General features: G+C 60.8%; 28 protein-coding genes. 21 read left to right on the top strand and 7 right to left on the bottom strand.

All coding sequences use genetic code 11. The annotated features are described in order from the left end of the window. Positions 1-453: 453 nt before the first annotated feature. Entirely contained in the window at positions 454-930 is a 477-nt protein-coding gene (locus DV520_RS06630) for a nucleoside deaminase (RefSeq protein WP_021919299.1), read from the top strand. 391 nt (positions 931-1,321) lie between these two features. Here the strand turns inward: DV520_RS06630 and DV520_RS06625 are convergent, their stop codons facing one another. Next, positions 1,322-1,906 (bottom strand): xanthine phosphoribosyltransferase, encoded by a 585-nt coding sequence (locus DV520_RS06625; RefSeq protein WP_021919298.1) that lies wholly within the window; start codon positions 1,904-1,906, stop codon positions 1,322-1,324. Between the two features lie 361 nt (positions 1,907-2,267). Between DV520_RS06625 and DV520_RS06615 the strand changes: the two genes are divergently transcribed. The 18 genes from DV520_RS06615 (at position 2,268) to DV520_RS06530 (ending at position 18,915) form a co-directional block, all read left to right on the top strand. After that, positions 2,268-3,608, top strand: a complete 1,341-nt coding sequence (locus tag DV520_RS06615; protein ID WP_021919296.1) for a butyryl-CoA:acetate CoA-transferase — start codon at positions 2,268-2,270, stop codon at positions 3,606-3,608. A 238-nt stretch (positions 3,609-3,846) separates the two neighbouring features. Next, entirely contained in the window at positions 3,847-4,674 is an 828-nt protein-coding gene (locus DV520_RS06610; RefSeq protein WP_021919295.1) for a ParB/RepB/Spo0J family partition protein, read from the top strand. A 254-nt stretch (positions 4,675-4,928) separates the two neighbouring features. Further along, positions 4,929-5,705, top strand: a complete 777-nt coding sequence (locus tag DV520_RS06605) for a ParA family protein (RefSeq protein WP_117142211.1) — start codon at positions 4,929-4,931, stop codon at positions 5,703-5,705. Between the two features lies 1 nt (position 5,706). After that, positions 5,707-6,585 carry a ParB/RepB/Spo0J family partition protein gene (locus tag DV520_RS06600; RefSeq protein ID WP_021919293.1) on the top strand — a complete coding sequence of 293 codons (879 nt, stop codon included), beginning with the start codon at positions 5,707-5,709 and terminating at the stop codon, positions 6,583-6,585. Continuing rightward, a complete protein-coding gene (locus tag DV520_RS06595; protein WP_117142210.1) occupies positions 6,582-7,103 on the top strand; it encodes a hypothetical protein in 522 nt (173 codons plus the stop codon). The genes DV520_RS06600 and DV520_RS06595 overlap by 4 nt, the downstream gene beginning before the upstream one ends. Before the next feature lie 67 nt (positions 7,104-7,170). Continuing rightward, positions 7,171-8,460 (top strand): serine--tRNA ligase, encoded by a 1,290-nt coding sequence (gene serS / locus DV520_RS06590; protein ID WP_021919291.1) that lies wholly within the window; start codon positions 7,171-7,173, stop codon positions 8,458-8,460. Positions 8,461-8,516: 56 nt separating this feature from the next. Next, positions 8,517-8,747 (top strand): hypothetical protein, encoded by a 231-nt coding sequence (locus DV520_RS06585; RefSeq protein WP_021919290.1) that lies wholly within the window; start codon positions 8,517-8,519, stop codon positions 8,745-8,747. Positions 8,748-8,757: 10 nt separating this feature from the next. Continuing rightward, positions 8,758-9,477, top strand: a complete 720-nt coding sequence (gene rsmG / locus DV520_RS06580; RefSeq protein ID WP_021919289.1) for a 16S rRNA (guanine(527)-N(7))-methyltransferase RsmG — start codon at positions 8,758-8,760, stop codon at positions 9,475-9,477. 70 nt (positions 9,478-9,547) lie between these two features. Next, positions 9,548-10,291: a septum site-determining protein MinD gene (gene minD / locus DV520_RS06575; protein WP_333819559.1), complete on the top strand. Its 744-nt coding sequence runs from the start codon at positions 9,548-9,550 to the stop codon at positions 10,289-10,291. Positions 10,292-10,388: 97 nt separating this feature from the next. Further along, positions 10,389-10,805 carry a methylglyoxal synthase gene (locus DV520_RS06570; RefSeq protein WP_021919287.1) on the top strand — a complete coding sequence of 139 codons (417 nt, stop codon included), beginning with the start codon at positions 10,389-10,391 and terminating at the stop codon, positions 10,803-10,805. Between the two features lie 706 nt (positions 10,806-11,511). Then, the gene (gene hisS, locus DV520_RS06565) at positions 11,512-12,870 is read left to right on the top strand and encodes a histidine--tRNA ligase (RefSeq protein WP_117142209.1); all 1,359 of its coding nucleotides are present in this window, start codon (positions 11,512-11,514) and stop codon (positions 12,868-12,870) included. 140 nt (positions 12,871-13,010) lie between these two features. Then, positions 13,011-13,499: a hypothetical protein gene (locus DV520_RS06560; protein WP_117142208.1), complete on the top strand. Its 489-nt coding sequence runs from the start codon at positions 13,011-13,013 to the stop codon at positions 13,497-13,499. 50 nt (positions 13,500-13,549) lie between these two features. Then, a complete protein-coding gene (locus DV520_RS06555; RefSeq protein ID WP_117142207.1) occupies positions 13,550-14,077 on the top strand; it encodes a hypothetical protein in 528 nt (175 codons plus the stop codon). Further along, positions 14,074-14,577 (top strand): hypothetical protein, encoded by a 504-nt coding sequence (locus DV520_RS06550; RefSeq protein WP_117142206.1) that lies wholly within the window; start codon positions 14,074-14,076, stop codon positions 14,575-14,577. Before DV520_RS06555 ends, DV520_RS06550 begins: the two co-directional genes overlap by 4 nt. A gap of 159 nt (positions 14,578-14,736) precedes the next feature. Continuing rightward, positions 14,737-16,539 carry an aspartate--tRNA ligase gene (gene aspS, locus DV520_RS06545; RefSeq protein ID WP_117142205.1) on the top strand — a complete coding sequence of 601 codons (1,803 nt, stop codon included), beginning with the start codon at positions 14,737-14,739 and terminating at the stop codon, positions 16,537-16,539. A 163-nt stretch (positions 16,540-16,702) separates the two neighbouring features. Next, positions 16,703-17,566 (top strand): CorA family divalent cation transporter, encoded by an 864-nt coding sequence (locus tag DV520_RS06540; RefSeq protein WP_117142204.1) that lies wholly within the window; start codon positions 16,703-16,705, stop codon positions 17,564-17,566. 255 nt (positions 17,567-17,821) lie between these two features. After that, positions 17,822-18,187 (top strand): hypothetical protein, encoded by a 366-nt coding sequence (locus DV520_RS06535; protein WP_117142203.1) that lies wholly within the window; start codon positions 17,822-17,824, stop codon positions 18,185-18,187. Between the two features lie 377 nt (positions 18,188-18,564). Further along, the gene (locus DV520_RS06530; RefSeq protein WP_117142202.1) at positions 18,565-18,915 is read left to right on the top strand and encodes a hypothetical protein; all 351 of its coding nucleotides are present in this window, start codon (positions 18,565-18,567) and stop codon (positions 18,913-18,915) included. 60 nt (positions 18,916-18,975) lie between these two features. Here the strand turns inward: DV520_RS06530 and DV520_RS06525 are convergent, their stop codons facing one another. From DV520_RS06525 to dtd, 6 genes are all read right to left on the bottom strand, one after another. Beyond that, positions 18,976-19,737: an exodeoxyribonuclease III gene (locus DV520_RS06525; protein ID WP_021919278.1), complete on the bottom strand. Its 762-nt coding sequence runs from the start codon at positions 19,735-19,737 to the stop codon at positions 18,976-18,978. Between the two features lie 70 nt (positions 19,738-19,807). Next, positions 19,808-20,641 carry an Mrp/NBP35 family ATP-binding protein gene (locus tag DV520_RS06520; RefSeq protein WP_117142201.1) on the bottom strand — a complete coding sequence of 278 codons (834 nt, stop codon included), beginning with the start codon at positions 20,639-20,641 and terminating at the stop codon, positions 19,808-19,810. Between the two features lie 63 nt (positions 20,642-20,704). After that, positions 20,705-21,643 carry a uridine kinase family protein gene (locus DV520_RS06515; protein ID WP_117142200.1) on the bottom strand — a complete coding sequence of 313 codons (939 nt, stop codon included), beginning with the start codon at positions 21,641-21,643 and terminating at the stop codon, positions 20,705-20,707. Between the two features lie 84 nt (positions 21,644-21,727). Beyond that, positions 21,728-23,185: a coproporphyrinogen dehydrogenase HemZ gene (gene hemZ / locus DV520_RS06510; RefSeq protein WP_117142199.1), complete on the bottom strand. Its 1,458-nt coding sequence runs from the start codon at positions 23,183-23,185 to the stop codon at positions 21,728-21,730. Beyond that, positions 23,182-23,799, bottom strand: a complete 618-nt coding sequence (locus tag DV520_RS06505) for an MBL fold metallo-hydrolase (protein ID WP_021918956.1) — start codon at positions 23,797-23,799, stop codon at positions 23,182-23,184. Before DV520_RS06505 ends, hemZ begins: the two co-directional genes overlap by 4 nt. A 67-nt stretch (positions 23,800-23,866) precedes the next feature. Further along, entirely contained in the window at positions 23,867-24,310 is a 444-nt protein-coding gene (gene dtd / locus DV520_RS06500; RefSeq protein WP_021918957.1) for a D-aminoacyl-tRNA deacylase, read from the bottom strand. Between the two features lie 350 nt (positions 24,311-24,660). Here dtd and DV520_RS06495 point away from each other — a divergent pair, with 350 nt between their 5' ends. After that, positions 24,661-25,125, top strand: coding sequence for a GNAT family N-acetyltransferase (locus DV520_RS06495; protein ID WP_117142224.1), 465 nt, complete (start codon positions 24,661-24,663; stop codon positions 25,123-25,125). Continuing rightward, positions 25,122-25,889 (top strand): hypothetical protein, encoded by a 768-nt coding sequence (locus DV520_RS06490; RefSeq protein ID WP_021918959.1) that lies wholly within the window; start codon positions 25,122-25,124, stop codon positions 25,887-25,889. The genes DV520_RS06495 and DV520_RS06490 overlap by 4 nt, the downstream gene beginning before the upstream one ends. Positions 25,890-26,130 lie beyond the last annotated feature (241 nt).

Genomic DNA, 26,130 nt, shown 5'->3' with positions numbered 1-26,130 from the left:
CCCACCGGCTCGGGCGGGAGAGGTGGTTCATAGACGGGAGGAACAAGTGGGAAACGAAAAGGTTTTTCTCTGCCTTCTCCCAAAGGGCACCTGCCCACATTCCCAGCCCGCCCAGCCGGTGGGCGGGCCGTTACGAGCCTTTCGCTGTGAGGGCCGCAGGCCAGGTAACAAGTGAGAAGTACAGCCTTTCCTCATATAACCCCACCAGAGAAGGGGGTCCCGGGGGAGGAACCTCCTCCCCCGGGGGTTCTTTCCCCCATTTCTTCCCAAGAAATGGGGCCCCGGCTGGGCAAGCCAAGGTTCCCTGCCGTTCCAACGGCGTGGGCCAATCCCCACAACCTCCCCATCCCCTGCCCAGAAGCAGGCCGACACACCCGCAGAAAAGCACATTTCCCTTGCACCCAGGCGGGCAATCCGTTACAATAGGGCCAGAAACGGACAGGAGGCAGAGACATGACCCACGAAGACTACATGCGCCAGGCCCTGGCCCTGGCCCGGGAGGCCGCCGCCGCCGGGGAGGTCCCCGTGGGCTGCGTCATTGTGGACCGGGCCGGTCAGATCATCGGTCGGGGCCGCAACCGCCGGGAGGAGGACAAAAGCCCCCTGGCCCATGCCGAGCTGGCCGCCATCACCGACGCCTGCCGGTCCCATGGGGACTGGCGTCTCAAGGGCGCCCGGCTCTATGTCACCCTGGAGCCCTGCCCCATGTGCGCCGGGGGTATCCTCTCCGCCCGGATTCCAGAGCTCTACTACGGGGCCAAAGACGCCGGCTTCGGAGCCTGCGGGTCTATCCTCAACCTCTTTGAGGAGGACTTCCGCCACCACCCCAAGATCGTGGGGCATATTTTGGAGGAGGAGTGCGCCCAGCTCCTCCAGGACTTCTTTGCCCAGGTGCGGAAAAAAAGTCCCGAAAACTTAAAGATTCTGTAACATTTGTAGCCTTTTTTTGTAACAAGTCCTTGGTAAGATATCCTTGCAAGAGTCAAGAAAGCTTCTTTTCATTTTTTAACCTTCGGAAAAACAGGGCCGGCGAGTGGTTTACGCAGGCCCTCTTTTTCTGCCCTTTTTTCGTTTTGCAGACCCCAGTGGAAAGGAGAAGGCCCGGACCCGTCGGTTTATCCAGCAGCTGGCGGCGGGCTGAGGCCGGACAGCACGAAAGGCGGTCAGTCGGACAGACTGACCGCCTTTTTGACAGAACCAATCTATTTTCCGGGTTTTCCGGCGGCCGCTTGGAAACAAACGGACATGACGCCGGCGGGATCGGAGCGGGCGGGCGCGGAGGCGCCATGACGGAAGACCGTCCCCCTCCGTCAGACTGCCCTCAGTCACAGAAGGTGATGCCGTCCTCCTCGTCCATGCTTTCGATCCGGGCCAGGGATTCCACCCGCACGCCCTTGCCCCGGATGAGGGCCCCGCCGGGCTGGAAGGCCTTCTCAATGACAATGCCCGCCCCCACCACCTGGGCGCCGGCCTGATGGACCAGGTCAATCAGGGCGCTCAGGGCGCTGCCGTTGGCCAGGAAATCGTCGATGAGCAGGACCCGTTCCCCGGGGTGCAGAAACTCCTTGGAGACGAAAATGGGATAGGGACGCTTGCCCTGGGTGAAGGACTCCACCTGGCTGAGATACACGTTCCCGTCGATGTTTTTGGTCTTGTTCTTCTTGGCGAAAACCACTGGCACGTGGTCAAAGGCCGGCGCGGCCAGGCAGGCGATGCCGATGCCGGAGGCCTCAATGGTGAGAATCCGGTCCACCTGACATCCTGCGAACCGCCGGCGGAATTCCCGTCCGATCTCCTCCAGGAAGGCCACGTCCATCTGGTGGTTGAGAAAGCTGTCCACCTTGAGTACCTCGTTGTTTCCCCGGATCTTTCCGTCCCGCTGAATCCGCTGCTTCAATGCTTCCACAAAAAACGCCCCTTTCCACACGGCTTCTGATGAAAATAGAGGATAATACCTTTATTTTACTGGATGGCGCACACCCTGGCAAGGGGGGAAGTCCGCCAAAAAAACCACGGAAAAAAAGAGGAAATCCCATGGTTTTTCAGCGGTTTTACCAGCGGCGGTGTTTGGGGTTGAAAATGCAAGAAGAAAGTGTGAAAAATGCAAGGTTTTGCTTGACTTTTTTTTCGAACCCCGATAAACTGTACCTGATTATTTTATCCCTCTTCTTTTTCGGCCCTGTGCCGGGGAGGAGGATGCTCCCCCAGGCCAGCGCCCGGGGCAGTATGAGTTTTATTCTTTTTATTTAGAAAAGGAGACAAGAACGATGGATTTTCAGGCACTGTATCAAAGCAAGCTGACCACCGCCGCTGAGGCTGCCAAGCTGGTCAAGTCCGGCGACTGGGTGGACTACACCTGGTGCACCAACCACCCCGTGGAGCTGGACAAGGCTCTGGCCGCCCGTCAGAATGAGCTGGAGGACGTGAAGGTCCGCGGCGGCGTGACCATGTGGATGCCCGAGATCGCCAAGGCCGACGACGCCGGGGAGCACTTCGCCTGGCACTCCTGGCACTGCTCCGGCATTGACCGTAAGATCATCGCCAAGGGCATGGGCTGGTTCTCCCCCATGCGCTATTCCGAGCTGCCCCGCTTCTACCGGGAGAACCTGGACCCCGTGGACGTGGTCTTCACCCAGGTGCCCCCCATGGACGAGCACGGCAACTTCTCCTTCTCCCTGGCTCCCTCCCACCTGTATGACATGTGCGCCCGTGCCAAGCATATCGTGGTGGAGGTCAACAAGAACCTGCCCCCCGTCTACGGCCTGTACAAGGCAGAGCTGAACATCGCTGACGTGACCTACGTGGTAGAGGGCAACAACCCCTCCATCCCCGAGCTGGGCTCCGTGCCCCCCACCGACGTGGACCGCACCGTGGCCAACCTCATCGTGCCCGAGATCCCCAACGGCGCCTGCCTGCAGCTGGGCATCGGCGGCATGCCCAACACCGTGGGCGCCCTCATCGCCGAGTCCGACCTGAAGGACCTGGGCGTGCACACCGAGATGTACGTGGACGCCTTCGTGGACATCGCCAAGGCCGGCAAGATCAACGGCAAGAACAAGTCCCTGGACTATGGCCGTCAGGTCTATGCCTTCGCCGCCGGCACCAAGAAGATGTATGATTACGTGAACATGAACCCCGAGGTCATGGGCGCTCCCGTGGACTACACCAACGACGTGCGCGTCATTGCACAGCTGGACAACTTCATCTCCATCAACAACATCGTGGACCTGGACCTCTTCGGTCAGGTGAACGCCGAGTCCGCCGGCATCAAGCAGATCTCCGGCACCGGCGGCCAGCTGGACTTCGTCATGGGCGCCTATCTGTCCAAGGGCGGTAAATCCTTCATCTGCCTGTCCTCCGCCATGAAGGGCAAGGATGGCCAGCTGAAGTCCCGCATCGTGCCCACCCTGACCCCCGGCTCCATCTGCACCGACCCCCGTTCCACCGTGCAGTACCTGGTCACCGAGTACGGCATGATCAACCTCAAGGGCCTGAACACCTGGGAGCGTGCGGACAAGATCATCTCCATCGCGCATCCCCAGTTCCGTGAGGACCTGATCAAGGACGCCGAGAAGATGGGCATCTGGAGACGCTCCAACAAGCGGTAATCCAACGGACCTTTTTTGATCCCAATAATCCCTCCGGACAACTGTCCGGAGGGATATTTTTCTTCCTCGTTCCCACCGTCCTTCTTCCTGGAATTGCGGGAAAACCCGCCAGCATCCCCCGCCCCCCTGCCCGCTTATTCCAAAAGCAAACAAAATCCAATTCCGTCGACACGCTTCCCAAGACTTCCCTTCCAAAAAATGGTAAACTCTGGATGTTCTTAGAAAGGAGGCCAGAGAAATGCCGGTTTTATATAGACGAGGGTTGATGGAAAGCACCCGGGTGACCATGATATCGCCGGATTATATTTCTCCCAACCCCGACCAGCCCCGCCGATACTTTGACCCGGACGGGCTCACTGAGCTGGCAGAGAGCATTCGTGTCCATGGAATTCTCCAGCCCCTTTCCGTCCGGCGCAAGGGCGGTGGGCGCTATGAGCTCATTGCCGGGGAGCGCCGGCTGCGGGCCGCCATGATCTGCGGCCTGGAACAGGTTCCCTGTCTGGTCCTGGAGGTCTCTCGGGAGAGCTCCTGTCTGCTCTCCCTGATTGAGAATCTTCAGCGGCGTGACCTGGATTTCTGGGAGGAGGCCAAGGCGTTGGAGCGGCTCATCTCCGTCTATGGCCTGTCCCAGGAGGAGGCGGCCGCCAAAGTGGGAAAATCCCAGTCGGCGGTGGCCAACAAGCTGCGGCTCCTTCGTCTGCCCCAGGAGGTACTCACCCTCCTGCGGAAAAACGGCTTTACCGAGCGCCACGCCCGGGCTCTCCTTCGCCTGCCCACCCCCGAGGCCCAAAAGGAGGGGGCGGAACTGCTGGTGAAGGAGGGCTGGACCGTCTCCCGGACCGAGCGTTACGTGGAGGAGGTTCTCCGAGACCAGGCCAAGGAGAAGAAGGTCCGCCGGCCTTTGTTCATTCGGGATGTCCGGTTTTTCCTCAATACCCTGGACCATAGTCTCACCGTCATGCGCTCGGCAGGGGTGGACGCCAAGTGCCAGCGGGTGGAGGAAGGGGACGACATCCTGCTCACCATACGGATCCCGAAGGCCAAAGCCCCCAGCGGGCCGGCCTGAGTTTTCCTTGCATATCCTTTCACCTTTGATGGATGTTTCACGTGAAACATCCATCCTTTTTTCCACCGGGAAATTCCCCGAAACTCCCCTGTCCGGCGGTGGAATTCCCTGGAAAAACCCCGGCTTTCTCCCAAATATCCCTTGCAAAGAACCTATGGAATGGAGTATAATTTAAGCCTGCTGTAAGTTGATAAAGCCCGGGAATATGGTAAGACTTTGCTGTGACGGGCAAACCAGGGAAAGGGAGGGAGACCATGGCCAAAACCATCGCCTTTGTCAACCAGAAGGGCGGCGTGGGGAAAACCACCAGCTGCGTGAATTTGGGCTCCTGCCTCCAGGCTGTGGGGGCCAGGGTGCTGGTCTGCGACTTTGACCCCCAGGGCAACGCCACCTCAGGGTTTGGCGTGGACAAGGGGGCGGTGTTCCCCACGGTGTATGATGTGCTCATCAGCGGCGCCCCGGTGGAGAGCGCCATTGTCCACACCAAGTACAGCGATGTGCTGCCGGCCAACAAGGCCCTGGCCGGGGCCTCGGTGGAGATGATCCCCATGGAGCGCCGGGAGTACCTGCTGAAGGAAGCCCTGGCCAAGGTGGCATCCCAGTATGACTTTATTCTCATCGACTGCCCCCCCTCCCTGGAGCTGCTGACCTTAAACTGTCTCTGCGCGGCGGACACCGTCCTGGTGCCGGTGCAGTGTGAGTACTACGCCCTGGAGGGGTTGAGCGATCTTCTGTCCACCATCCGCATTGTCAAGGGGCGGCTGAACCCCGGGATTGACCTGGAGGGGCTGCTGCTGACCATGTACGACGGCCGCACCAACCTCTCCCTCCAGGTGGCGGAGGAGGTCAAGCGCCATTTCCCGGGGAAGGTCTTTGCCACCGTCATCCCCCGGAATGTCCGGCTCTCCGAGGCCCCCAGCCACGGCAAGCCGGTGAACGCCTATGACGGTTCTTCCCGGGGATCGGTGGCCTATCAGCGATTGACAGAGGAGCTGCTGGAACACAATCCTCTGCCAGGAAAGGAAGGATAACATGGCCTTAGGAAGAGGGCTGGACGCGCTGTTGGGGGATAGCTCCCTCCAGGCCCAGACAGGGGGCTCTGTGAGCCTCCCCATCGCCCAGGTGGAGCCGGGCCTGAACCAACCCAGAAAACATTTTGAAGAGGAGGCCCTGGCGGACCTGGCGGAGTCCATCCGCCAGCACGGCATGATCCAGCCCCTGACCGTGCGCCGGCTGGCCTCAGGCTATTATCAGATCATCGCCGGGGAGCGCCGCTGGCGGGCGGCCCGCATGGCGGGGCTGGAGGAGGTCCCCGCCACCATCATCGAAGCCGACGACCGAAAGGTGATGGAGCTGGGCCTCATTGAAAATCTCCAGCGGGAGGACCTGAACCCCATGGAGGAGGCCGCGGGATACCGGAGCCTCATCCAGGACTACGGCCTGACCCAGGAGGAGGCCGCCCACCGGGTGAGCAAATCCCGCCCCGCGGTGGCCAACGCCATGCGGCTGCTGTCCCTGCCCCAGGAGGTCCAATGGCTCATTGAGCAGGGCAACCTCTCCGCCGGCCACGGCCGGGCGCTGCTGTCCCTGCCCGCCCCGGAGGAACAGATTCAGTTTGCCGGGGAGATTATGGAGAAGGGGTACTCTGTGCGGGAGACCGAGGAGCGAATCCGCCAGCGGCTCCAGGCCCAGGACCAGCCTGCCCAGGCGCGCCCCGCCCCCTCCCCGCTCCGCCTCTACTATAAGGAGGCGGAACGTCAGCTCACCGCGGGGCTGGGGCGGCGGGTGACCATCACCCAGGGGAAGAAAAAGGGAAAAATTGCCCTGGAATACTATGACCAGGAGGACCTGGAAGGGCTCATGCAGGCCCTCTCCGCCCTGGACACCGGAAAGGAGCGGAGAAAACCATGAACCCGGAAGAAGCACCCAAGACCCCGCCGGAGGAGACCCCGCCTCAGAGCGTGGAGTCTCCCCCGGCCCATTCACCGGCGCCCCCGGACAAGCCCAAGAGCAAGAGCCGGCCGGTGAAGGTCTATCTGACCGTTTTGTTCTGTGTGGCCCTTCTGCTGCTGCTGATCTCCTTTGTGATGCAGCAGCGCAACCATCTGGCCCTTCAGGACCTAAACGACTCCATCAGCAACACCCAGGAGATTGCCGACCTCCAGCTGGAAAACCAACGTCTCCAGTATGAGTTAGAGGACAAGCAGGCCCTGGAGGAGCAGGTCCAGGCCCAGCAAAAGCAGGTGGAGGCCCTGGAGTGGCTGCGGCAGATTGAAGCAGCCACCCGGACCTCCTACACCCGGGCCCGGGAGCTGGTGGAGGCCTTTGAGGAGACCGGCCTGGAGAGCAGCCTGCCCACCGAATCTGTGGTGGAGGGGGCGGACTCCCCTGCCGATACCTACCGTTCCATTTACGCCATGCTGTTTTGAGAGAGAAAAATCCAACCCTGTTGTTTCACGTGAAACACAGAGGGAAAGAATTTATGAGGTGATAGCAATGCTGGACATCAAGCGCATCAAGGAAGACCCGGAGAAGGTCAAGGCTGGGCTCCGGGCCAAGGAAGTCAACTGTGACCAAGAGGTGGACCGGATCTTAGCCCTGGACAAGGAACGCCGGGACATCATCTTCGCCACCGAGCAGATGAAGGCCGAGCAGAACAAGGTCTCCAAAACCATCCCCCAGCTGAAGAAGGCCGGGGAGGACACCGCGCCTGTCTTCCAGCGCATGGGGGAGCTGAAAAGCCAGATTGCGGCCAACGATGAGACCCTCCGCACCGTGGAGGCGGAGTACCGCACCCTGATGCTCTCCCTGCCTAACCTCCCCGACGAGGACCTGAAGCCCGGCGGCAAGGAGAACAACGAGCCCCTGCGCTATTTCGGGGAGCCCCACAAGTTCGACTTTCCCCCGAAACATCACGTGGACCTGTGCACCGACCTGGGCTTCATCGACTACACCCGGGGGGTGAAGCTGGCCGGGTCCGGCTTCTGGATGTACACCGGCCTGGGGGCCCGGCTGGAGTGGGCTCTGCTGAACTACTTCATTGATACCCACCTGGCCGACGGATATGAGTTCATCCTGCCCCCCCACATGCTGGAGTACCAGTGCGGGGAGACCGCCGGTCAGTTCCCCAAGTTTGCCGATGAGGTCTATAAGATCCAGAACCCCACCGACGACCGCACCCACTACATGCTCCCCACCGCTGAGGCTGCCCTGGCCAGCATTTACCGGGACGAGATTCTGGCCGAGGCCGACCTGCCCAAGAAGTTCTTTGCCTACACCCCCTGCTTCCGCCGGGAGGCCGGGTCTGCCCGGGCGGAGGAGCGGGGCATGGTCCGGGGACACCAGTTCAACAAAGTGGAGATGTTCCAGTTCACCCGCCCGGAGGACTCTGACGATGCCTTTGACGAGCTGGTGACCAAGGCGGAGAACCTGGTAAAGGGCCTGGGCTTCCACTTCCGCACGGTGAAGCTGGCCGCCGGGGACTGCTCGGCCTCCATGGCCCGGACCTATGACATTGAGATTCAGATCCCCTCCATGCAGGGGTACAAGGAGGTCTCCTCGGTCTCCAACGCCCGGGACTACCAGGCCCGCCGGGGGAACATCCGTTTCCGCCGGGAGGCCACCGGGAAGCCGGAATTCCTCCATACCCTCAACGGCTCCGGTCTGGCCACCAGCCGCATCTTCCCCGCCATGGTGGAGCAGAATCAGTTAAAGGACGGTAGCGTGAAAGTCCCGGAAGTCCTCCAGAAGTATCTGGGCGGTCTGGAGGTCATCAGCAAAAAGTGAGGGAGCCCGCCCCGATTGGCAAAACGCGGAAGGCCCCCACGGAAAAGGAGACGACGATGGAACCAGAAAAGCGAAAGGAACCGGCGGAGGCCTCTCCTCCCCCGGCGGAGTCCCCTTCTCAGCCTCCGCTGTCAGAGGGAGAGGTCGAGCATCCCCCGGAAAAAGAGCCCTATCGGCCGTACAGCAGAAGCACCCGGATCAAAGCGTGGATCGGGATTGCCTTTATGGTGTTCCTGGTGATTATGTACACCTATGCCTTTGCCTCGGGAAAAATCATGGCGTTTTGAGGTGGAAACAATGACAGAGGAGCAAAGAGACCTCCTGTGCCGGGGGCTGACCCGGCTGGGGGTGCCCTACACGCCGGAGGCGGTGGAGCGGCTGGGGCTTTACTGCCGGCGGCTGCTGGAGAAAAACCAGGTGATGAACCTCACCGCCATCACGGACCCGGCGGATGTGATGACCCTGCACTTTCTGGACAGCGCGGCCCTTCTGCCCACCCGGGCCCTGGGGGGAAGAAAGCTCATCGACGTGGGAACCGGGGCGGGGTTTCCCGGCCTGGTCCTGCGGATTCTGGACCCCACCATCCGTCTGACCCTGCTGGACAGCCTGGGGAAACGGGTGGAGTGGCTCACAGAGCTCTGCCGGGAACTGGACCTGCCGGATGTGGTGCTGCTGAAGGGCCGGGCGGAGGAACTGTCCCGGCGAAAGACCCATCGGGAGCAGTACGATGTGGCGGTCTCCCGGGCTCTGGCCGCCATGCCCATGCTGGCGGAGCTGTGCCTGCCCTATGTCAAGCCCGGCGGCCTCTTTCTGGCCATGAAGAGCAACAAGACCGATGAGGAGATCGCGGGAGCTGAAAAGATCATCCAGGCTTTGGGGGGAGAAAAGCCCTTTGTCATGGATTACCTGGTCCCCGGGACAGAGGTCTATCACCGGGTGGTCACAGTCTTTAAGGCCCGGCCCACCCCTGGGAGCTATCCCCGGAAATGGACCAAGATCAAGGAGACAAAAGTTTAGTGTCTTTGCACAAAAAATGGTTGCAAGCATTGTAGGTTTATGGTACAATGAAGCAGAAGTTTCAGGAGGAATGGCCGTGGGCTGCGTAATTGTCATCACATCCGGAAAAGGCGGCACAGGAAAAACCTCTCTCACAGGGGGCCTGGGGACCGCCTTGGCCCTCCAGGGACACAAGGTCCTGTGCATCGATGGCGATGTGGGACTGCGCAACCTGGACATTACCTTGGGCATGACCGACGCGGCGCTGATGGACTTCAGCGATGTCATCGCCGGCCGGTGTCCCCTGGGCCGGGCGGTGGCGCCCCATCCCTCTGTTTCCGGGCTGTATCTCCTCACCGCGCCCCTGACGCTGCCGGAGGATTTCCCCGGCGAGGCGGGATTTCGGGACCTGCTGGCCCAGGCCCGCCAGGCGTATGAGTACGTCCTTGTGGATTCCCCCGCCGGTTTGGGCGCGGGGTTCCGTCTGGCGGTCTGTGACGCGGACCGGGCCATTGTGGTGGCGGTGAGCGACCCCTCTTCCCTGCGGGATGCCCAGCGGGTGGTCAGCCAGCTGCCCAATCTGGAGACCATCCACCTGGTGGTCAACCGGGTCCGCCCCCGGCTGCTGCGCCGGCAGGGGGCCACCATTGACGACGCCATGGACACCGCGGGCCTGCCTCTCTTGGGGCTGGTGCCCGAGGATGCCAAGGTGGTGCTGGCCGCCAGCAGCGGACGTCCCCTGGCCCAGATGAGCCAGCGGGGGGCCGCGAAGGCCTATGAGAACATTGCCCGCCGTCTCACCGGGCAGCAGGTGCCCCTGATGCGGATTCGCTGAAGCAGCCCCTTCCCCATTCCCTCCCACCAGTTTTGTGACCCCTCCCCCGCCTTTGGTCCGGGAGCGCGGCCACCCACAGCGAAAGGATGAGCCAAGAATGAATATCGCTTTGATGAGTCATGACCACAAGAAAGAGCTGATGGTGCAGTTCTGCATCGCCTACTGCGGTGTTCTGTCCAAGCACACCGTGTGCGCCACCAACACCACAGGTCGTCTTGTCGCGGAGGCCACCGGCTTGCCCGTCCGTCTGTTCCTGTCCCATGCCCACGGCGGCAGCCAGCAGATCGGCGCCCGGATCGCCTACAACGAGATTGACATGGTGCTGTTTTTCTCAGACCCCCAGTCCAGCGACCTGGACCCCGACCTGAAGTATATCAACCAGATGTGCGACCAGTACAACATTCCTTTCGCCACCAACGCCGCCACGGCGGAGATTCTCATTCACGGTCTGGAGCGAGGGGATTTGGATTGGAGAGAGATCATCAACCCCTCTCTCAAGCCTGTGACGGTCTGAGAGTTTAGTACAGTTCAAGAGCTGACAATGCGTCCTCGTTCCGGCCTGGCCAGGGACGAAGGCGCATTTTTTAAGGGGTTGGGGGTGTTGTGGGTTTTGCCTACGCCGTTGGAACGGCAGGGAACCTTGGCTTGCCCAGCCGGGGCCCCATTTCTTGGGAAGAAATGGGGAAAAGAACCCCCGGGGGAGGAGGTTCCTCCCCCGGGACCCCCTTCTCTGGTGGGGTTGTGTGGGGGGAGGCTGTACTTCTTACGGGATACCCGGCCTGCGGCCCTCACATTGGAAGGCCCGTAACGGCCCGCCCACCGGCTGGGCGGGCTGGGGGCGTGAACAGGTACCCTTTGGGAAAGGGAGGAGAAAAACCATTCCGTTTCCCACTTTTCCTCCCGTCAACGAACCACCTCTCCCGCCCGCCCGAGCCGGTGGGCGGGCCATGAGGCGTTGGTCTTGGAGGCCGCAGGCCAGGCCCATACCGAAATAACTACCTTCCCCCTTTCCTCCACCAGAGAATGGGGTTCCAAGGGGAAGGAACCTCCTTCCCCTTGGTGTTCTTTCCACTATTTCTCCAAAGAAATAGGGCCCCGCCCGGGAGGGCCCCGTTCCCGCCCGTTCCAACGGCGTGGAGAAAAGAACCCGCCCCCAGGCAGACAGATCGAAACACCCCCCTCCCCCCACAGGAAAACCAGTTTAACAAGGAGAACAATCTATGGAACGCATCAAACCCCGGACCCTGTCCGGTTTTATGGAGCTCCTGCCCGCCCGGCAAACCCAGTTTGAGCGGATGCTGGAGACCCTCCGCACCACCTATGCCCTCTACGGCTTCACCCCGCTGGACACCCCCGTCATTGAATCGGCGGAGATCCTCCTGGCCAAAGGCGGCGGCGAGACGGAGAAACAGATCTACCGCTTCACCAAGGGGGACAGCGACCTGGCCCTTCGGTTTGATCTCACCGTCCCCCTGGCCAAATATGTGGCCCTCCACTATGGGGACCTGGCCTTCCCCTTCCGCCGGTATCAGATCGGCAAGGTCTACCGGGGGGAGCGGGCCCAGCGGGGCCGGTTCCGGGAGTTCTACCAGTGCGACATCGACGTGATCGGAGACGGTAAACTGGACGTGTCCAACGAGGCGGAAATTCCCGCCATTATCTACCAGGCCTTCACCTCCCTGGGGCTGGAACGGTTCAAAATCCGGGTGAACAACCGGAAGATTCTCACGGGATTCTACGAGATGCAGGGCCTGTCCGCCCAGTCCGGGGAGATCATGCGCACGGTGGATAAGCTGGATAAAATCGGCCCGGAAAAGGTCCAGGCCCTGCTGGTGGAGCAGGGGATCTCCCAGGCTGCCGCCCAGGAGATTCTGCGTTTTATCGCCATCACTGGCTCCAATGCCCAGGTGCTGGCGGCCCTGGAAGCCTATCGGGGCCGGAACCAGGTCTTTGACCAGGGTCTGGAGGAGCTGGGCCTGGTGGTCAAGTATCTCGCCTCCTTCGGGGTCCCCGAGGACCATTTTGCCGTGGACCTCACCATTGCCCGGGGGCTGGACTACTACACCGGCACAGTCTATGAGACCGTCATGCTGGACCACCCGGAGATCGGCTCCATCTGCTCCGGCGGCCGTTATGACAACCTGGCGGAGTATTACACCGACAAAAAACTTCCCGGCGTGGGCATTTCCATTGGCCTGACCCGGCTGTTCTATGTCCTGGGAGAGCAGGGATACCTCAACGACGGCCTGGTGACTTCCCCGGCTGATGTGCTGGTGCTCCCCATGACGGAGGACCTCACCGCCGCCATCTCCTTTGCCACGCAGCTCCGCCAAGGGGGCGTCCGGGCCCAGGTCTATGGGGAACAGAAGAAGTTCAAAGGGAAAATGAGCTACGCCGATAAGCTGGGCATCCCCTATGTGGCCTTCCTGGGGGAGGATGAGATCGCCCAGGGGGTGGTGAAGATCAAGGACATGGCCACCGGGGAACAGCACACCCTCTCCCCCGCCCAGGCGGTGGACACGGTGGCCGCCGCCCTGGCCCAGCGGGCCCAGGGCAAGCCCATTCGGGAGAAGGACTGAGAAAGACGAAACGCCGGCTTGTCCTCTTCCCTGCCGCCGGCGGGGGAAGGGGCACGGAGCCAAGGGTTTGCCCCTTCTGACCATGCTGAAAGAGAGCAGCATCCGCCCCGGGGACCGATCCCCGGAGAAAGGAGTGCCCCATGTCTCGACGAAGAAACCTCCTGATCCTTGTGGGGATTCTGGCCATTCTGACCGCCTTCTTGATGGCGGCCTATTGGCCCAGTACCCTTCCCCAGGTGCTGGGAAAGGACTTTGCCCAGCTGAAGGAAGTTCAGATCCATCTCAGCCATGTCAGGAACAACAGCCCATCCCGGGACCTGACCCTCTCCCCCGACGACCCCGCCACCGGGGATCTGCTGGCTCTGCTGGAGGGACAGCGGTACCGCCCGGTCTACCACAACCCCTGGGGCGCCATCAGCGGCCATCCAACTGCGTTGGACTATGCCATCTATGGTGTGTTCGTCTTTCAGGGGGAGGACGGCGGCGTAAGCGTTCCCTTTTACTTTGACGGATACCGGGAGGTGAGCATCGGCTCTGGTGGCCCCTTCCGCAAGGGCTACCGCCTGGACCCCGCTGTCCAGCAGGCCGTGCTGGACCTTCTGCTGGCCCAGCCCGACACCCCGGCGTGATCCCCGGGCCCGGCCCTTCCCCGCCGGGCTTTCCGGAAGAGGAGGACACAATGACGAAGAAACAGAAAAGGTGGCTTGCCCTTGGAGGGGTGGCCCTGGCAGTCGGGCTTTTGGCCTGGGCATTCTGGCCCAGAACCTTTGCCCAGACGGTGGGAGAGGGCTATGATCCCAGCCAGATTTGGGAGATGCAGGTTACGCTGAACGATGTGGCGGACCCGGACCGGTCCCGGGCAGTCGTCCTCTCCGCCGGTGACCCGGCGCTGGAGGAAGCCCTGTCCATCCTGAACGGCCAGCGGTATCGTCCCATCTACCACTGGGGAGCGATAACGGGAAAGAGCGTTCCGCTGGACTACTATATCGCCGGTTTCCTTGTGTTTGAAAAGGAAGGGGACGGCTATCCCGCCTCCTTCTTCTATTTCAGCGGAAATCGGGAGGCGGTGCTGTCCCGGCTGGATGGAGAGGGCAGAAGCTACCGGGTGGAGCAGGCCTTTCAGCAGGAACTGTTGGATCTGCTCTTAGCCCAGCCCTATACCCAGAAAAACCCTGTGGAACAGGAGGAACCTATGACGGTGTCATGAAAAAACTATCTCGAAAACATAAAATCGCCCTGGTGGAGCTGGTGGTCATTTTGGCCGTTGCGGTGTATTTTTTCTTTCCCCGGCCTCTCAGCAGTGCCCTGGGCAGCGGCTTTGACCCCGACGCAGTCACCGGAGTGCAGGTGGACTTGACCGCCTTCGGCGGGGAGGCCGAGAGGGGCAGAACCCTCTCCCTTTCGCCTGATGACCCGGCCTGGGAGGAACTGCTCTCCCTGCTCTCTTCCAAATGGTACTGCCCCTACTACTTGGAGGGGAGCAGCCGGAATGTGACCCTGGACTACACCGTCCAGATCACCATTTCCCAGCCGGAGGCGGTATTCCGCTATTCCCTGACGGGGGACAAGGCCATTGACCTGGCCGCCGGGGCGGAAGGGAACCGGGGCCGCTCCTTCCAGGTGACCGACAGTCAGGCCTTTCAGCAATCGGTGCTGGACTTCCTGCTGGAACAGGAGTACACTGAACAGGATGCCCGGCAGGAGTGAGGGCTTGCCTCCCCTGCCGGCAAAGGGGCGGCCTGTGGTGCCCCAAAGGAAAAAGGATACCAAGCAGAGCGTTCTGGGCGCTGCCCCGCTGTGGGTTCGGTCCTCTGCCGGACAGGGAGCGCCCAGGTACAAATTACACGACATTGGAGTGAACGAACCATGGACAATTTACAACATTTCCGCCGCACCGACTACTGCGGCACCTTTACCGCCGCCAACGTGGGCCAGGAGATCTCGGTCTGCGGCTGGGTACAGCGTCAGCGGAACCTGGGCAGCCTGATCTTTGTGGACCTGCGGGACCGCACCGGCCTGCTCCAGCTGGCCTTTGATGACAGCACCCCCCGGGACCTGTTTGAAAAGGCCGCTTCCCTCCGGGGGGAGTATGTCATCGCCGCCAAGGGGCTGGTCCGGGAGCGGGAGTCCAAGAATCCCGAGCTGCCCACCGGGGACATCGAGGTGAAGGTCACCGAACTCCGTCTGCTGGCCAAGGCGGCCACCCCGCCTTTTGAGATTGTGGAGCACTCCGATGTACGGGACGCGGTCCGCCTGAAGTATCGCTATCTGGACCTGCGCCGCCCGGATATGCAGCGGACCATTGCCCTGCGGCATAAGATTGTGAAGATCTGCCGGGACTACTTTGACGAGAACGGCTTTTTGGAGATTGAGACCCCCATCCTCACCAAGTCCACCCCCGAGGGGGCCCGGGACTATCTGGTGCCCTCCCGGGTCCACCCCGGCAAGTTTTACGCCCTGCCCCAGTCCCCCCAGCAGTACAAGCAGCTGCTGATGCTCTCGGGCTTTGACCGGTATTTCCAGATTGCCCGGTGCTTCCGGGATGAGGACCTCCGGGCGGACCGTCAGCCGGAGTTTACCCAGATCGACCTGGAGATGTCCTTCCTGGATGAGGAACAGATCCAGACCATCCAGGAGGGCTTCCTGCAGCGGGTGTTCCAGGAAGTGCTGGGCGTGGAGGTGCAGACCCCCTTCCAGCGGATGCCCTGGCGGGAGGCCATGGACCGGTTCGGCTCGGACAAGCCCGACCTGCGCTTTGGCTTTGAGCTCAAGGACATCTCCGACCTGGTGAAGGACTGCGGCTTTGGGGTCTTTGCCGACGCAGTAAAGGGGGGCGGCTCGGTCCGCCTCATCAATGTGGATGGCCACGCCAAGGACTTCCCCCGGAAGAAGATCGACAAGCTGGGGGAGTTTGTCAAAACCTATCAGGCCAAGGGCCTGGCCTGGGCCCGTCTGCTGGACGGCAAGGTGACCTCCTCCTACCAGAAGTTCCTCACGGAGGAGGAGAACGCCGCCATCCTGGCCCGGGCCGGCGCCAAGGACGGGGACCTGGTCCTCATCGTGGGGGACACCAAGGATGAGGTGGTCTTCGCCGCCCTGGGCGCTCTGCGCCTGGAGTGCGCCAAGCAGCTGGATATCCTGGACCCCAAGGAGTTCCGTTTCCTGTGGGTCACGGAGTTTCCCATGTTCGAGTGGTCGGAGGAGGAGGGCCGGTATCAAGCCATGCACCACCCCTTCACCGCGCCCATGCTGGAGGATGAGGACAAGATGCTCACCGACAAGGCAAACTGCCGGGCCCGGGCCTATGACATCGTCCTCAACGGCACGGAGCTGGGGGGCGGCTCCATCCGGATCAACACCCCCGAGATGCAGACCAAGGCCTTTGAGGCCCTGGGAATCTCTGACGAGGACATCCAGGAGCGGTTCGGCCACCTGGTGAACGCCTTCCAGTACGGCGCGCCCCCCCACGGCGGCCTGGCCTACGGCCTGGACCGGCTGGTGATGCTCATGACCGGGGCCTCCTCGATCCGGGATGTCATCGCCTTCCCCAAGGTCCAGAATGCCTCCGACCTTATGATGAACTGCCCGGACGTGGTGGACGAGAAGCAGCTGGACGACTTGTCCATTGCGGTGACACGGGTGGAGGAAGAACCTGCCGAAGAGGAATAACGGCGGAGGCTGCTTGCCCATCATACCAAGAGTTTTGAACAGACGGCTGGAAAGAAACCAAGCCGGGACACACAAGAAGCTGTGTGTCCCGGCTTTTTTATATTTTCTTATGTCTCTGGATGGGGTATAATGAAGGCACAATCTAAGAAAAGAGGGATTTCCCATGACCCATCTGGTACTCCCCTTCCACCGCATGGAGGAGGCGGCGCCCTATTTGGACCCAAAGCGGCTGCACTATCTCCACGAGGGGCAGAGCGAGAGCTTTGAGAGTTTTGAAGATTTTGATCTGCTGGCCTTTGACTGGTATGACATCCACAGCGACCGGACCGAAACGGCCAAAATTTTGGTCTATGTGACCCAAGAGGCACTTTTTTTCTTCTGTGAAAGCCAGCCGGCGGAGACCTGTGTCCAGGGGATTATGGGGGAGATTTTGGAGCAGGAGGGAGGAGACCTCCCGGCGGAACAGGCGCTGTCCCGGTTTTTTCTGCGCCTGCTGAAGGGGGATATGGATTATCTGGACCGGTTCGAGGGGGAAGTGAACGAGGCCGAGGCCCATATCCTCTCCGGGACCCAGGCCACGAAAAAGGATGTCCTCCACCGGATCATCGCTTGGCGGCGGGAGCTGCTCCGGCTAAAACGATACTATGAGCAGCTCTCCGCCATTTTGGACGAGCTGGCGGCCAATGAGAACCAGCTTCTCACCCGGCCGGTCCGCCGACGCATGGTGATTCTGGGCAGCCGAATGGACCGTTACCTGGGGGCGGTGCGCAATCTCCAGGACATCATCAGTCAGATGCGGGAGGCCTACCAGTCCCAACTGGCCATCCAGCAGAATCAGCTGATGAAGCTCTTTACCGTGGTGACCGTGGTCTTTCTCCCCCTTACCCTGCTCACCGGCTGGTATGGCATGAATTTTGTGGGCATGCCGGAGCTCACCTGGAAATACGGCTATCCGGTGGCCATCGTGGTCAGTGTGGTCATCGTGGTGGCGCTGCTGCGGCATTTTAAGAAGAAGAACTGGCTGTGACCGCTTTGGCTTCCCCGGGTACAAGAAAGGGGCATGAAAAGGGGGGAACCGCAGTGTGGTTCCCTTCTGCGTCCAGTTTAGCAGAATTATCATGAGTCAGCATTCACAAGTGGTTACAGAGCGTATGTAACAAGATTCAATGGTATTCGTTCTTTCATTTGAAGGGAGGCGTAAGATCAGAGCTCCAATTTGAGGCTCATAGGATTTGTTAACAAAGTGATTTTAGTGGAGTAAAGTGATGTAAGAGGTGTTAGTATGACCCTTTACCGAATAATGGACCTTGTAAAGAACGGCATCGCCATCAGCTATCTGTTCTTTCTCGTCCTCTCTTTGTTCCCGCCGGAACCCCGGTTGAGTTCTTGGTGGTTTAATTACCATGTACAATACTATGGCATCTTGTGTGCCATTCCCTGCCTGGTCTTTTGTCTGCTGCAATTTATTGTAGGGGCACGTCTGGAAGCGCGGGGAAAAGAGAAAGTCCCATTCCCAAGGAAAAAGCGTTTTACTCTGTCAGCAGCCACAGCAGTGCCGGTATTTCTGGTGCTTTTAGGGGCAGAACGATTATTCCAGGCGCAGTTAGAGCAGCTCATGTTCTATGTATCGCTGTTTTTGACCACGTGACACGACCCAAAACACCATAAGAAGAGACACACCGGGGCGCGCAAGTTTTTTGTGCGCCCCGGTGTTTTTATGGCTTCTTCCAGGTTCTCCAACACCGATAAAGGGGCTTTTTTCATTGGACAGAATTTTCGTATTCATGGGAGAAAGGGCGACAGGCAGAAAAAAATAAAAAATTTTTGATGGGACGGCAAAAAATTGTCGTTGGCAAGACATAAATAAGATAGAAGGGAGTCTGAATGGAGTCCAGATCATAGAGATACAGCGGGAAAAAGCGAGAGAATGTGTTGCATTTTGGGAAAAAATCTAATAGGATTAAGAGGGAAAAAGACAAAAATAGATGTTTACTTTTTCAATAAGCGTGAAAGGCGGTGCAAACCATGACCCTGCCACAAAAAGGTTACCTGCTATCTTGTTTCGGTTTACTCGTGTGCATCAGTGCTGTGTTTTTGATGGAAGGGAGATATTACCAGGATAATGTATACCATGGCATGAATTTGTTTTTTGCGATTCTATGGATTTTAAGTGGTATCTTTGGTCTCTTGTGCCTGGTGTATATGATTCGCTGTGTGGTCAAAAAACGCTGGCGGGTCCGGGATCTGGTTTTGGGGTGTTTGCCGGTTGCCGCAACCTGCCTGCTCCTATGGGGACAAGAGTGGAGTGTGGTTCGGATGACGCTGATCGCTCCCTTTTCTGTCCTGTCCCAAGAGATTACTTGGTTTTTGTTTTAATACGGTGACGAAAAACGGGAACCGGCATGCGCCGGTTCCCGCTTTCTATCCATATAAAATTTATAGATCCAGCACCAGCTCCACCGGGCAGTGGTCACTGCCGTAGATCTCGCTGTGGATGGCGGCCTCCCGCACCTGGGGCATCAGGCGGTCTGAGACGATGAAGTAGTCGATCCGCCACCCGGCGTTCTTCTCCCGGGCGTGGAAGCGGTAGCTCCACCAGGAGTAGGCCCCCTCTGCGTCGGGATACTTGGCCCGGAAGGTGTCGGTGAAACCGGCGGAGAGCAGCTGGGTCATCTTCCCCCGCTCCTCGTCGGTGAAGCCGGCGTTGCGCCGGTTGGTCTTGGGGTTTTTCAGGTCGATCTCCTGGTGGGCCACGTTCAGGTCGCCACAGAGGATCACAGGCTTTTTCTCGTCCAGGGCCTGGAGATAGGCCCGGAAGGCGTCCTCCCAGGTCATCCGGTAGTCCAGGCGCTTGAGCTCGTTCTGGGCATTGGGGGTGTAGCAGCAGACCAGGTAAAACCCGGGGTATTCCGCGGTGATCACCCGGCCCTCGTGGTCGTGCTCCTCCAGTCCCAGGCCATAGGTCACCGACAGGGGCTCGGCTCTGGTAAAGACCGCCACCCCGGAATAGCCCTTTTTCTCGGCGCTGTTCCAAAACTGGTGATACCCCGGCAGTTCCAGCTCCACCTGCCCTGCGTGGTGCTGGAGCTTGGTCTCCTGCAGGCAGAAGATATCCGCGTCCAGGGCTGTGAAGGAGGCCATAAAGTCTTTTTTCAGGCAGGCCCGCAGGCCGTTGACGTTCCAGGAAATGAGTTTCATAGGCGGTCCTCTCTTTCTGTGAAAACGCCGGCGGGGCGAGTTTTCTCACCCCGCCGGCGCGGTTGTCTGCTTATCCCTGCTCGTGGGCCAGAATGGCGTCAGCCACAGGCTCCAGGTAGTTGTGCTCCATGGTCTCCATGGCGCCCTGGTCCATGGCGGCGGCCATGGCGGGGTCCATGGGGATCTGGGCCAGCACCTTGACCTGCAGCTCGGCGGCCACCTGCTCTAAGTTGCTCTTGCCGAAGATATAGTGCTTCTCCCCGCAGTTGGGGCACTGGAAATAACTGTAATTCTCCACCACGCCCAGGATGGGCTTGTTCATCATCTCGGCCATGCGGACCGCCTTGGTGACGATGAGGGAGACCAGGTCCTGGGGAGAGGTGACCACCACGATCCCGTCCACGGGGATGGACTGGAAGACGGTCAGGGGCACATCGCCCGTTCCGGGGGGCATGTCAATGAACAGATAGTCCAGCTCGCCCCAGCGCACGTCGGTCCAGAACTGTTTGACCACGCCGCCCAGCAGGCTGCCCCGCCAGACCACCGGGTCTCCCTTGTTCTCCAGCAGCAGGTTCAGGGAGATGATCTTGATGCCCCCGGGGGTGAGTTCGGGGAAGATGCTCTCCCCGTCCCCCACGGCGCGGGTGTCCAGGCCGAAGGCGGTGGGGATGGAGGGGCCGGTGATGTCGGCGTCCATGATGCCCACTTTATAACCCCGCTTGGCCATGGCGGTGGCCAGGGAGGCGGTGGTGGAGCTCTTGCCCACGCCGCCCTTGCCGGACATGATGGCGTAGACGTGCTTGATGGAAGAGTCCTTGTTCAGCGGTGCAATGAGGTCTTTGGCGTCCACGTGCTCACAGCTGGAGCCGCAGGTGCTGCAGTCATGGGTACATTCTTCAGACATGATAGAAAGACTTCCTTTCCTTTGGATGTTGATATAAACGGGCGTCGGCCGCCCGGGGTGCGCTCAGGTATAGTCGTAGATGCCGCCGCCGATGAACTCCCGGAGTAAAGAAGCCGGGGGCACCAGGGCGGGGTCAATGGGCAGGAAATGTTCAAAGCCGTGGATCAGGTCCAGCAGCTCCCGCCGCCGGACGTTCTCCTGGGGCACGGCCTCCAGCAGGGGCATGGCGTAGTGCTTCATCACTGACACCTCATAGGGCAGAGAGGAGTCAAAGATGTAGTTGGCCCGGTGCTTGAAGGGAGAGATGTACAGCTTCTCCCCACGCCGGACATTGGCCCACATGTCCATGGTCTCCCCCACCCCGGTGCCCCGGAAGTTATAGTCCCGGACCGCCCGGCGGGTCAGGCGCATCCAGGTACCCTTGAACCGCAGGTCCTCCCCCTCCAGCACGTCGGACCGGGCGGAGATATACAGGCAGGTGGCGGCGGGATTTCGTCCGGCGCACTCGTCGTTGAGGGCGTGAATCCCCTCGAAAATGGCGATTTCATTTTTCTTCAGGCGGAGAGGAGTTCCCAGGTGGTCATTGCGCATCTGGCGGGCAAACTCAAACTTGGGCACCACAATGGTCTCCCCTTTGGAGAGCTTGGCAAAGTGGGAATTGAGCAGGTCCATATCCATGCACTTGGGGGACTCAAAGTCCACCAGCCCGTCGGCCGTCCGGGGGGCGGTTTTGGGGTCCAGGGTTTTGAAGTAGTTGTCCATGGAGATGGTGTGGGAGAGCACCCCCCGCTTTTCCAGCTCCTCCTCAATCTTCAGGGCGGTGGTGGTCTTGCCCGACCCGGAGGGGCCGGAGAGCAGGACGATGGGGCTGTGGGGGAGGTTGGTCAAAATGGCGTCGGCGGCCTGGCTGACCTTCTGGGCGTACTGGGCGTCGCATTCCTCCAAAAACCCCTTCACATCCTGGTCGATGCGGCGGTTGATCTCTTGCAGCTGATAGGACATTTTAATGCCTCCTTCCAGGCACGTCAAGGAACAAAGTCACAAAACGTGGAAAACAGGAAAAAAAGTTGCCGGTTTGATGGGGTCTTACCAGGAAAAGGCGGCCTTTTCCGCCTGAATGGCGCCCATGTTCCGCAGGTACTCCTGGGGATATTTGGGGTTGGCCAGCCGGCGGACCACGCCGCCTTCCACCAGCTTGGTGACGCCTCCCGCGCCCAGGGAGAGCACGGTGTGGAGTTCCTCCATCATACAGATGTTATAGACATTGACGAAGCCAGGTTTGCACCAGCCCACGTTTTCAAAGGACCCCGACATGAATTTCTGCCGGTACAAATAGTAGGGCAGATAACCGGCCTGGCGCAGGGCCGCCCAGGCGAAGTCCAGCATGGCGGCCACATCTGTCCCAGAGGGCAGGGGGGTCTCCTCCTGGCGCAGGCGGGCCCCCTTTTTTAGGGCCAGGGTGTGCACGGTGATGTTTTCCGGGGCCATGGCCAGGACCTCCTCCACCGTCCGGCGGAATCCCGCCGGGGTGTCCGCCGGCAGGCCGGCGATCAGGTCCATGTTGACCGCTCCCACACCGGTCTCCCGGGCCAGGGCATAGGCCCGGCGGATATCCTGGGCCCGGTGGCTGCGGCCGATGGCTGCCAGGACAGGGTCGGACATGGTCTGGGGGTTGACGGAGATCCGGTTGCCGCCGCCCTCCCGGATGGCGATGAGCTTTTCCCGGGTGATGGTGTCCGGCCGGCCGGCCTCCACGGTGCACTCCGTGCCCGGCGCCAGCTGGAAAGCCCGGCGGAGCCGGTCCAGCAGCTCGGCCAGCTGAGGGGCCTCCAGGGTGGTGGGGGTCCCCCCGCCCAGATAGACCGACCGGACGGTCTTCCCCGCCCGCCGGGCTGCGGCGCCGGCGGCGTCAATCTCCGCCAGCAGGGCATCCAAGTAGTCGGGGATCAGCCGGTTGGCTGACCCCGAGGCGGAGATGAAGGAGCAGTAGGCGCACCGGGTGGGACAAAAGGGAATGCCCACATACAGGGAGATCTCCTGGGGCTTCAGGTCCCGTTTCACCGCCAGGCTGGCCTGGGCGCAGTCCATGGCCAGCTGCCGGCGCAGGGGGGAGACCCGGTATTGGTCCCGCAGCATGGCCTCCGCCTGGCGGGGAGAGGCCCCGGCCTCCATGGCCCGGGTGGGGAGCTTCACCGGGCGGACCCCGGAGAGCATCCCCCAGGGGGGCTCTGTCCCCAGGCAGTCCACCGCGGCCAGGTAAAAGGCCCGCTGGAGGGTCCGGCGGGTGAGCCGGGTGGATACCACTGGGTCCTCCGCCGGCAGTTCGGCGGCAGCCACCCGGCACTGGCGGACGTAGGTCTTCCCCCCCCGGCGCAGCACCGCCCGAGCGGTGCACCACTGGCTTCCCCGGGAAAAGGAGAGCACCAGTTCGTTGTCTCCCCCCGGGGGCGTATCTGGATAGACCGGCCGCTCCTGGGGAAAGAGGGTGAGCAGGGTCTGCTCCACCGCGTATTTCTCCTGGTGGCCGGCAAAGAACAGGTTCATCGCAGGGCTTCCCGGACAAAGGGGTTGTGGGCCCGCTCCACGTCCAGGCTGGAGGTCCCCTCATGGCCGGGGCACACCCGGAGGTTGCCCTCCAGGGAGACCAGCCGCTTCAGGGACTTCAGAATCTGGGGATAGCTCCCCCCCACAAAGTCTGTGCGCCCACAGGAGCCGGCAAAGAGGGTGTCCCCGCAGAAGAGGACGTCCCCCACCCGGTAAGTCACCGACCCGGGGGAGTGGCCAGGGGTGTGGAGCACCTGGATGGTGGCGCCGCCGAAGGGGATGGTGTCCCCCTCCTTCACGGTGTGGATGCCCTCCACCGGGGCCAGGAGCATGTACTGGTCCCCTGCCCCGGCCCAGTTGACCTCCTTCTCGTGGACGTAGACGGGAATGCCCGGCCACTTCTCCAGCAGGCCGGGGACCCCCAGCACGTGGTCAAAGTGGCCGTGGGTGATGAGAATCATGGTGAGGGTGAGGCCCGCCTTGCGGATCTCCCGGTCAATGTCCTCCGGCTGGTCGCCGGGATCAATGACGGCGCAGAGCTTGGCGTCGGTGTCCTCCAGCAGGTAGCAGTTGGTGCCGATCTGGCCCACGGGCATACGTTTGATTTGCAGCATAAGTCACCTCGTTGTCCCCCAAGGGGGAAGAATTGATAAAAACAGAGCCGGGCCCATGGGGCCGGCGTCACAGGGTCTCGGTGTCCATCCAGATGGTGACGGGGCCGTCGTTCACCGACTGCACCGCCATGTCCGCGCCGAACGCCCCGTGCTCCACCTGGAAGCCCCGGGCCCGGCACAGGTCCAGAAAGGTCTCATACAGGGGAATGGCCACCGCCGGGGGCGCGGCCTTGGTGAACCCGGGCCGGCGGCTCTTGATATCGGCGTACAGGGTGAACTGGGAGACCACCAGCAGGGCCCCGCCCACGGCGGCCAGGTTCAAATTCATCTTCCCTGCCTCGTCGGCAAAGACCCGCAGGCCGCAGATTTTATCGGCCAGCTTTTCCGCCTGGGCCTGGGTGTCGTTGGGGCCGATGCCCAGCAGCACCAGAAAGCCGGTGCCGATGGCCCCCACGGTGGCCCCGTCAATGGAGACAGAGGCGGAGGATACTCTGGTTACCACTGCGCGCATAAGGGTTCTCCTTCTCTTTGGTTTTTGGAATGGCAAACATGGGATACAATATCTTAGTATAGCACGTGGCCAGGGAAATAGTCAACGTTCTCTCCCACGCCCCGGCCTGTTTTCCCCAGGGCCTGCCCCTGAAATCTGGCCGGGTGGGGGAACCAAGGGACCACCGGCGACGTCTTATGAACAAACCCCATGTTTTCTTTCCTACAATACAGTATTTCATTTCCGCTTGTTTCCCTTAAAACGTGTTGGAATTTGCTTTGTCACAAAAGCAGAAAAGAGATGACAGGATGGAAGCATCATGCTATCATGCGATTAAAAACAAACTGTTGTTTACGGAGGACGGAGTTAAGATGAAAGTGATTGAGGTAGCAGACAGAACGCCATTGCTGATCAAACAATTACTGGAAGTATGGGAGAGTTCCGTGAGAGCGACCCACCTGTTTCTATCAGAAAATGAAATAGAAAACATAAAAAAGTATGTGCCGCAAGCCCTGAGCGAAGTACCGCATTTACTCGTTCTAAACCATGAAAATCAATGTCCCATTGGCTTTATGGGAATTGCAGAACAACACCTGGAAATGCTTTTCGTTGCGGACGAGGAAAGGGGGAAAGGGGCTGGAAAGGCACTGCTTCAATATGGAATCGAGCAATATTCCGTCCATGATTTGGCGGTGAACGAACAAAACCCTCTTGCAAAAGGGTTCTATGAACATATGGGATTTACAGTTTATAAAAGAACAGAGCGGGATGAACAAGGAAATCCCTACCCATTGTTGTATATGAAACGCGGCGTGGAAAGGAGGAATTTCCCATGAGACGATCCTGTTTGCTGGGGCTGACCCTGTTCCTGCTTTTGGGCCTGCTGGCCGCCTGCGGGGAAGCACCGGACAAGGAGAACCCCCGCCTGCCGGCGTCCGAGGCCTGCCTCACCGGCCGGGTGGCAGCGGTGGAGGGGGCGCAGCTTCTGGTGGCCAGCCTGGAGGAGGGGGCGGGGGAAAGTGATGTCTATGCGGTCTCCCTGGGCCAGTGCCCCGTGGCCTACCAGGACCCGGACCAAGGCGCCATCCGTCCGGGGGACCGGATTCAGGTGGGGTATGGCGGCACTGTGGAGGAGACCTTCCCCGCCCGGCTGGGGGAGGTAACCGGTATCCTGGTGGAGGCGTCGGGCTTTGACGACCTGTGCGCCTTGTACCTTCAGGTGCTGGAGGACCTGTGGGCGACGGACCCCGCCCTCAACGACGGGGTGGCGCAGCTGGGCCTGGACCTCTCTCAAACCCGCCTGTCCCCCGCCGAACAGGGAGCGGTGGGGGTGGCCCTGAGCTGGCAGCGGGACTGCCCTGTTCTGACCGGCACCTGGGAGGCCCTGGCGGACCAGGGATACATCGACCGAGAGCGAGTGGAGTGGGACGACGGCCTCTTCCTCTCCCTTGCGGAGGAGAACCCTTCCGGGGCGCTCACCTTCACCGCCCAGAAATGGAGAAGCGGCACCGGCGCCTACTGGTTCACCCACTGCACCGCCCGCCAGAACCCATCCGGCCACTGGGACGGCTATACCGTGGGCGGGGAGGCGATTTCGTAGGAAGAGGGAAAAAGGCTGAACCACGAGAAGCCGGAACCAGAAAATCCCCTGAAAACAATGAATCATCCTTCCTTCCCGCCGCGGCAGAAAAAGCTTCTGCCGCGGCGCTTTTTTGCCAGTCCGCCGGGCGGAGAGCGGCCGCGGATGTTTCGAAAAAATTTTTTGAATTAACCTGTCAGGTTTCCCGCCCTTCATTCGTATTGTAGGTGAAGCGACGTTGCTGACACAGCCGACGGGCTGG

The sequence above is a fragment of the Evtepia gabavorous genome, from assembly GCF_003425665.1.
Classification (GTDB): Bacteria; Bacillota; Clostridia; order Oscillospirales; family Oscillospiraceae; genus Evtepia; species Evtepia gabavorous.
Note: the sequence above shows the minus strand (reverse complement) of the source record. Positions and strands in the feature narration are given on the sequence as shown.

What these genes read in the sequence shown, in the direction of transcription:
- DV520_RS06630 (WP_021919299.1), top strand. Translation starts at nt 454, where the DNA reads ATGACCCACGAAGACTACATGCGCCAGGCCCTGGCCCTGGCCCGGGAG.
- DV520_RS06615 (WP_021919296.1), top strand. Translation starts at nt 2,268, where the DNA reads ATGGATTTTCAGGCACTGTATCAAAGCAAGCTGACCACCGCCGCTGAG.
- DV520_RS06610 (WP_021919295.1), top strand. Translation starts at nt 3,847, where the DNA reads ATGCCGGTTTTATATAGACGAGGGTTGATGGAAAGCACCCGGGTGACC.
- DV520_RS06605 (WP_117142211.1), top strand. Translation starts at nt 4,929, where the DNA reads ATGGCCAAAACCATCGCCTTTGTCAACCAGAAGGGCGGCGTGGGGAAA.
- DV520_RS06600 (WP_021919293.1), top strand. Translation starts at nt 5,707, where the DNA reads ATGGCCTTAGGAAGAGGGCTGGACGCGCTGTTGGGGGATAGCTCCCTC.
- DV520_RS06595 (WP_117142210.1), top strand. Translation starts at nt 6,582, where the DNA reads ATGAACCCGGAAGAAGCACCCAAGACCCCGCCGGAGGAGACCCCGCCT.
- serS (WP_021919291.1), top strand. Translation starts at nt 7,171, where the DNA reads ATGCTGGACATCAAGCGCATCAAGGAAGACCCGGAGAAGGTCAAGGCT.
- DV520_RS06585 (WP_021919290.1), top strand. Translation starts at nt 8,517, where the DNA reads ATGGAACCAGAAAAGCGAAAGGAACCGGCGGAGGCCTCTCCTCCCCCG.
- rsmG (WP_021919289.1), top strand. Translation starts at nt 8,758, where the DNA reads ATGACAGAGGAGCAAAGAGACCTCCTGTGCCGGGGGCTGACCCGGCTG.
- minD (WP_333819559.1), top strand. Translation starts at nt 9,548, where the DNA reads ATGGCCGTGGGCTGCGTAATTGTCATCACATCCGGAAAAGGCGGCACA.
- DV520_RS06570 (WP_021919287.1), top strand. Translation starts at nt 10,389, where the DNA reads ATGAATATCGCTTTGATGAGTCATGACCACAAGAAAGAGCTGATGGTG.
- hisS (WP_117142209.1), top strand. Translation starts at nt 11,512, where the DNA reads ATGGAACGCATCAAACCCCGGACCCTGTCCGGTTTTATGGAGCTCCTG.
- DV520_RS06560 (WP_117142208.1), top strand. Translation starts at nt 13,011, where the DNA reads ATGTCTCGACGAAGAAACCTCCTGATCCTTGTGGGGATTCTGGCCATT.
- DV520_RS06555 (WP_117142207.1), top strand. Translation starts at nt 13,550, where the DNA reads ATGACGAAGAAACAGAAAAGGTGGCTTGCCCTTGGAGGGGTGGCCCTG.
- DV520_RS06550 (WP_117142206.1), top strand. Translation starts at nt 14,074, where the DNA reads ATGAAAAAACTATCTCGAAAACATAAAATCGCCCTGGTGGAGCTGGTG.
- aspS (WP_117142205.1), top strand. Translation starts at nt 14,737, where the DNA reads ATGGACAATTTACAACATTTCCGCCGCACCGACTACTGCGGCACCTTT.
- DV520_RS06540 (WP_117142204.1), top strand. Translation starts at nt 16,703, where the DNA reads ATGACCCATCTGGTACTCCCCTTCCACCGCATGGAGGAGGCGGCGCCC.
- DV520_RS06535 (WP_117142203.1), top strand. Translation starts at nt 17,822, where the DNA reads ATGACCCTTTACCGAATAATGGACCTTGTAAAGAACGGCATCGCCATC.
- DV520_RS06530 (WP_117142202.1), top strand. Translation starts at nt 18,565, where the DNA reads ATGACCCTGCCACAAAAAGGTTACCTGCTATCTTGTTTCGGTTTACTC.
- DV520_RS06525 (WP_021919278.1), bottom strand. Translation starts at nt 19,737, where the DNA reads ATGAAACTCATTTCCTGGAACGTCAACGGCCTGCGGGCCTGCCTGAAA.
- DV520_RS06520 (WP_117142201.1), bottom strand. Translation starts at nt 20,641, where the DNA reads ATGTCTGAAGAATGTACCCATGACTGCAGCACCTGCGGCTCCAGCTGT.
- DV520_RS06515 (WP_117142200.1), bottom strand. Translation starts at nt 21,643, where the DNA reads ATGTCCTATCAGCTGCAAGAGATCAACCGCCGCATCGACCAGGATGTG.
- hemZ (WP_117142199.1), bottom strand. Translation starts at nt 23,185, where the DNA reads ATGAACCTGTTCTTTGCCGGCCACCAGGAGAAATACGCGGTGGAGCAG.
- DV520_RS06505 (WP_021918956.1), bottom strand. Translation starts at nt 23,799, where the DNA reads ATGCTGCAAATCAAACGTATGCCCGTGGGCCAGATCGGCACCAACTGC.
- dtd (WP_021918957.1), bottom strand. Translation starts at nt 24,310, where the DNA reads ATGCGCGCAGTGGTAACCAGAGTATCCTCCGCCTCTGTCTCCATTGAC.
- DV520_RS06495 (WP_117142224.1), top strand. Translation starts at nt 24,661, where the DNA reads ATGAAAGTGATTGAGGTAGCAGACAGAACGCCATTGCTGATCAAACAA.
- DV520_RS06490 (WP_021918959.1), top strand. Translation starts at nt 25,122, where the DNA reads ATGAGACGATCCTGTTTGCTGGGGCTGACCCTGTTCCTGCTTTTGGGC.